Origin of the sequence: Nostoc sp. (assembly GCF_036917515.1) — a bacterium.
GTDB lineage: Bacteria > Cyanobacteriota > Cyanobacteriia > Cyanobacteriales > Nostocaceae > Nostoc.
In genome coordinates, this window is sequence record NZ_JBALDE010000109.1 from 1 (window position 1) to 3910 (window position 3910).

6 protein-coding genes and 1 pseudogene are annotated in these 3910 nt (G+C 41.3%); 2 read left to right on the plus strand and 5 right to left on the minus strand.

Annotated elements, in window-relative coordinates:
• Positions 1 to 126 precede the first annotated feature (126 nt).
• Positions 127 to 288 carry a hypothetical protein gene (locus V7K89_RS14120; protein WP_335188045.1) on the plus strand — a complete coding sequence of 54 codons (162 nt, stop codon included), beginning with the start codon at positions 127 to 129 and terminating at the stop codon, positions 286 to 288.
• Between the two features lie 61 nt (positions 289 to 349).
• Here the strand turns inward: V7K89_RS14120 and V7K89_RS14125 are convergent, their stop codons facing one another.
• The 4 genes from V7K89_RS14125 to purS all read right to left on the minus strand — a co-directional run bounded on the left by V7K89_RS14125 (position 350) and on the right by purS (position 2827).
• Positions 350 to 904 carry a pyridoxamine 5'-phosphate oxidase family protein gene (locus V7K89_RS14125; protein WP_335188047.1) on the minus strand — a complete coding sequence of 185 codons (555 nt, stop codon included), beginning with the start codon at positions 902 to 904 and terminating at the stop codon, positions 350 to 352.
• Positions 905 to 1017: 113 nt separating this feature from the next.
• Positions 1018 to 1542, minus strand: a complete 525-nt coding sequence (locus V7K89_RS14130; protein ID WP_335188049.1) for a DUF937 domain-containing protein — start codon at positions 1540 to 1542, stop codon at positions 1018 to 1020.
• A 169-nt stretch (positions 1543 to 1711) separates the two neighbouring features.
• Positions 1712 to 2386 carry a phosphoribosylformylglycinamidine synthase subunit PurQ gene (gene purQ / locus V7K89_RS14135; RefSeq protein WP_335188051.1) on the minus strand — a complete coding sequence of 225 codons (675 nt, stop codon included), beginning with the start codon at positions 2384 to 2386 and terminating at the stop codon, positions 1712 to 1714.
• Between the two features lie 162 nt (positions 2387 to 2548).
• Positions 2549 to 2827 (minus strand): phosphoribosylformylglycinamidine synthase subunit PurS, encoded by a 279-nt coding sequence (purS, locus tag V7K89_RS14140; RefSeq protein ID WP_104908105.1) that lies wholly within the window; start codon positions 2825 to 2827, stop codon positions 2549 to 2551.
• 144 nt (positions 2828 to 2971) lie between these two features.
• Here purS and V7K89_RS14145 point away from each other — a divergent pair, with 144 nt between their 5' ends.
• Positions 2972 to 3376 (plus strand): Fur family transcriptional regulator, encoded by a 405-nt coding sequence (locus tag V7K89_RS14145; protein WP_335188053.1) that lies wholly within the window; start codon positions 2972 to 2974, stop codon positions 3374 to 3376.
• Positions 3377 to 3479: 103 nt separating this feature from the next.
• On the opposite strand, the pseudogene V7K89_RS14150 reads toward V7K89_RS14145, so the two are convergent.
• Positions 3480 to 3818 (minus strand): annotated as a pseudogene (locus V7K89_RS14150) (Uma2 family endonuclease); the annotation flags it as partial.
• Between the last annotated feature and the right edge of the window lie 92 nt (positions 3819 to 3910).

Below are 3910 nucleotides of genomic sequence, written 5' to 3' on the forward strand. Positions count from 1 at the left end.
TCCGAGACTTTTATTTATATTGCGATGATACGTATTATGCTTCGACGACTCGCATGAGTTTTTACTTTCTTGGACTTTTAAAACATCCTCTTAGATAGTCGCTCTTTTTCCCTCAACTTTGAAGTTATGGGTTTTATTACTGAGCCTGGGTTTGTCCAAAGTGTGAAAAAGATGTTAGAGGATGATTTAGCTGTCTGTGTTGCTGTGGATCTTAATGAGTACGATAAAAAACCTCTTTGGTTCAAGTTAGCTGTAAGAGTCTCTCGATTGCTGACTCCTTTACTTTAATCACTAATAATTGCTCATACATCTAAATATATAGATGAATAGAATAATCCATTAGGCAAAGTTAGGGTAATTTACTCAGTGGTGTTTCTAAACCGTCAATGCTGACGAGATTTTTCCGCTGTTGATATTCTCGAACTCCCTCTTCACCTTTTTTACTAGCCCAGTTTATTAAAGTCTGGCGCTGACCTTTATATTCATAGAGTGGTACGCCAAAACCACAGGAAGTTTGGATTTTTTCAATGTCAGCGACGATAATTTGACGAGTTCCAGGTATCGGCAAAAATAGAGAATACAACGAGTCCCACTCTGGAGAACTCGGTAAAATCGTGGTTCCTTGACCGTAAAGACGCAAGATACACGCGGGTTCTTGAAAGGCACAAAACATGAAGGTTATCCGCCCATTTTCTTGCAAATGGGCGGATGTTTCGTTACCGCTACCTGTGAGGTCTACATAACCTACTCGGTTGGGAGACAGGACACGAAAGCAGTCCTGACCTTTAGGAGACATGTTAACATGACCCGTAGGACTCAAAGGTGCAGAGCCAACAAAGAATAGGTGTTGGGCAGCGATAAAGTCTTGCAGTTCCTCAGTAATAGATTCAAAAAATTTAGACATAGACTGTCTGATTTCTATTTACAGTTTATGTTCTCAGCCTATGTCTTAGCTAAAAATCTAGCAAGGTATAGTTACTAATGTCTGGTTTATCAGAAAAGAAATAGGAAAAAGTATTACCGTCTCATGTATCGACTAGCCATTTGGAGCGCATCAGCGATATCGACATCACCATCACCATCAGCATCCAAGAAGGAATTTAGTACAGGATTTCCGCCAGCTTGGGGATTTTGAGCATTGGCGCCTGATTGCAAAAAGTTTAGCACCAAAGGAACTGCTAAAGGCAGCAATTGTTGAACGATCCCAGCATCCAACCCAGTGCGCTGGGCAGCAACTTCAGCTACTTGCTGTTGAATCTGAGGAGAAAACAACGAATTGACGGCTTGAGGGTTGGGAGAAGTACCAGCATATTGACTGACTAAATTTTGTGTAGCTTCATTACCATCTGTGGCTTGTTTATCTTGTAAAGCAGAACGTACTTGACCACCCACAACAGACAAAACAGATTGGATAGTAGAAGGGTCTGCGCCTGTGCGATCGCTCAACTGCTGGACACTATTGACAATACTTCCTATTTGACCTAAACTCCCCTGTTGATTGGGATTAGCGACTGCACCAAGAATTTGATCGAAAAGTCCCATAAGTTTGTTTCTCTGTTTGTTCTTAAAAACTTGCCAAAACTGGCTTGAAGTTTTTTGTATACGCGGACTTTTGTAAGTCTACTAAAAGATTAGAACACACTAACTCTAGATTTTAACAGTTACTAGCTCAAGTATGAGAAACCGACAATCTATTTGCCCGATATTTGCTCTACGCTAATGCTGCTACCTTCTCTAGCAAGCCTTGAAACAACCTCAAGCCATCACTACCCCCTAGCATTGCGTCTGATGCCCTTTCTGGGTGCGGCATCATTCCCAACACATTGCCCCGACGATCGCAAATCCCGGCAATGTTGTTCAATGAACCGTTGGGATTCTCGCCTTCATAGCGAAATACGACTTGCCCATTATCTTCAATTTCTGCAAGAGTGGCTGCATCAGCGTAGAATCGTCCCTCTCCGTGGGCAATGGGCAGAGTGATGACTTCACTACTGGTATAAGCTTGCGTCCATAAAAAATTGGTACGCTCGACTTTCAAGGGAACGCGATCGCAAATAAAATGCAAATCTCGATTTCTGGTTAACACCCCTGGCAAAAGTCCAGCTTCAGTTAATACCTGAAAGCCGTTGCAAATACCGAGGACAAACTTACCCTTTTGGGCGTGTTCCACAACCTGCTGCATCACGGGTGAAAAACGTGCGATCGCACCACAGCGCAGATAATCCCCGTAACTAAAGCCACCAGGAATAATAACGACATCCAAATCAGCAATATCTGTTTCTTGATGCCAAACCATGCGAGTTGGTTGTAAGAGTAAATCTCTAGTTACATAAGCAACATCGCGATCGCAATTAGAACCGGGAAAGACAACAACACCGAATTTCATGATTAGTTAGGGGAGCAGGGGGGACAAAGGGACAAGGGGATAAGGGGGGACAAGGGGACAAGGGGATAAGGAGGACAAGGGGGAATTATTAAACAAGTCTCTCCCAGTCTCCCCCCTCTTCCTTGTCTCTTCTCAATGCCCTGTTTGACCTATACCCAATCCCTAAAATACCCCAGTTTGAGTTTCGACCTCAATTAATTCAAAGCGGTAATTTTCAATTACGGGATTTGATAGCATTTGGTCACAAATGTTATCAAGGTCTTGACGCGCTTTCTTCTCTTCAGTTGAGGTGATGGTAAGTTCAATGTACTTGCCAATCCGCACCTGGTCAACGTTATCGTATCCCAGTTGCTTAAGACCGGATTGTACTGCCACACCAGCAGGATCTAAAACTGAAGGACGAAGGGTCACGAAAATTTTGGCTAGATACTTGGTTTGCACGGCTTTTGCTGAATGCTGCGATAGCTATACTATAACTTTCTGTTCCAACTGAGTGAAAATAAGATTACGAAGCCGTTAAAGTTAATCGATCGATTAGCTCATTTAACAGCCTCAAACTACAATGGCATACTTAAATAATTGTCTATGAGAGCCATACGCACCCGCAGTCAAGAGCGTATTTTCAATCTACTGAAAAATATCAAAAAAGGCATTTCCGCTCAAGATATTTACGTAGAACTACGTAATACCAATCAGAGTATGGGTTTAGCAACAGTTTACCGTTCTCTAGAAGCTTTAAAACTAGAAGGCATGGTACAAGTGCGAAATTTGGCTAATGGTGAAGCCCTTTATAGCCTAGCACAGCAAGATAAACACCACCTTACTTGCTTGCAATGTGGTGTCTCAATTCCGATTAATCAATGCCCAGTTCATGATTTAGAAAACCAGTTAGAATCAAGCCATAAGTTTAAAGTTTTTTATCACACCCTAGAGTTTTTTGGGTTGTGTAGTCAATGCCAAGTAAATCAAACTACTGGGATTAGTCAATAATCATACTAACTCTATGAAAGGAATAAAGCGTGTTTTACTTCTGTTAGCGTAGCGGGGCATAGCCCATTCTGACTCCTGAATTATGCTGTAATAAATGCTTTATTCAAACAAAACTCAACCAACTAAATACGTTTGTAACTGTTAATTGCCAATTTTCCAAAATGCTCAAAACGGGTAGAATATCTTGGTTTTCTTTTAATTCTGGTAATTTATTGGGTTCAAAAATCATGATTGACTCATCAGCAGAATCGAGCAACCAACCTAGCCTTGCTCCATTTTGAATAGAAAATGTAATTTTGCGGATAACTCGGTTGGGTGATTGTTCCGGTGAGAGAATTTCAATTATCCAATCTGGGGGAATTTCAAATTTATTTGCAATTTTACCTTTAGCATCAAGGGGAATTCTTTGCCATTCAAACACAGCAATATCTGGTACTATTGAGAGGATGTTTTAAAAGTGAGGGGCTATTGTAAGAAAACTCACAAGGCTTAAGCTGAAAGATTGAAGATATCAGCACCTTGTGAGCAAATGAC

Coding starts and splice junctions, on each gene's coding strand:
- V7K89_RS14120 (WP_335188045.1), top strand. CDS start 127: ATGGGTTTTATTACTGAGCCTGGGTTTGTCCAAAGTGTGAAAAAGATG.
- V7K89_RS14125 (WP_335188047.1), bottom strand. CDS start 904: ATGTCTAAATTTTTTGAATCTATTACTGAGGAACTGCAAGACTTTATC.
- V7K89_RS14130 (WP_335188049.1), bottom strand. CDS start 1,542: ATGGGACTTTTCGATCAAATTCTTGGTGCAGTCGCTAATCCCAATCAA.
- purQ (WP_335188051.1), bottom strand. CDS start 2,386: ATGAAATTCGGTGTTGTTGTCTTTCCCGGTTCTAATTGCGATCGCGAT.
- V7K89_RS14145 (WP_335188053.1), top strand. CDS start 2,972: ATGAGAGCCATACGCACCCGCAGTCAAGAGCGTATTTTCAATCTACTG.